At 68.5% G+C, this 992-nt stretch carries 1 protein-coding gene; it reads right to left on the bottom strand.

Translation table 11 applies throughout. From position 1 onward, the window contains the following. Positions 1 to 992 (bottom strand): beta-ketoacyl synthase N-terminal-like domain-containing protein (locus KN815_RS36685; RefSeq protein WP_216346170.1); only part of this gene is annotated, 992 nt, incomplete at both ends.

Below are 992 nucleotides of genomic sequence, written 5' to 3'. Positions count from 1 at the left end.
CGACCCTGGCCATACGTCGCCAACACCGCCTGCGCCTCAATCGGATCACCCAACGGCGTACCCGTCCCATGCGCCTCCACCACATCCACATCCGCCGCCACCAACCCCGCAACCGCCAACGCACGCCGAATCACCCGCTGCTGCGAGGGACCGTTCGGCGCCGTCAACCCATTCGACGCACCATCCTGATTCACCGCCGAACCCCGCACCACCGCCAACACCCGATGCCCAAGACGCTCCGCATCCGACAACCGCTCCACCAGCACCACACCCGCGCCCTCGGCCCACCCCGTACCGTCCGCCGAAGCCGCGAACGACTTGGATCGGCCGTCCGGGGCGAGCCCGCGCTGACGGGAGAACTCGATGAAGGCGTCCGGCCCGGCCATGACCGTCACCCCACCGGCCAGCGCCATCGAGCACTCACCCGACCGCAACGCCTGCGCCGCCAGATGCAACGCCACCAACGACGACGAACACGCCGTATCCACCGTCACCGCAGGACCCTCGAACCCCAACGCATACGACACCCGACCCGACAGCACACTGCCCGCGCCGCCGGTCATGAGGTAGCCCTCGGAACCATCGGGAGCCGTGTCGAGGCGGCTGGCGTAGTCGTGGTTGACCATTCCGGCGAAGACACCGATGTCCTGGCCGCGGAGCGAGGCTGGGTCGATTCCGGCCCGCTCCAGCGCCTCCCACGACGTCTCCAGCAGCAACCGCTGCTGCGGATCCATCGCCAGCGCCTCACGCGGCGAGATCCCGAAGAAATCCGCGTCGAACTCCCCCGCGTCATAGAGAAAACCGCCCTGACGCGCATAGCTCGTCCCCGCGTGATCCGGATCCGAATCGAACAGGTTCTCCAGATCCCAGCCACGGTCCACGGGGAAATCCCCGATGCCCTCGCCCCCGGCCGTGACCAGCTCCCACAACTCCTCCGGCGAGCCGACTCCACCCGGCAACCGGCACGCCATCCCCACGATCGCGATCGGCTC

This window comes from Streptomyces niphimycinicus (assembly GCF_018883605.1).
In the GTDB taxonomy this organism is placed as follows: Bacteria; Actinomycetota; Actinomycetes; order Streptomycetales; family Streptomycetaceae; genus Streptomyces; species Streptomyces niphimycinicus.
Note: the sequence above shows the minus strand (reverse complement) of the source record. Positions and strands in the feature narration are given on the sequence as shown.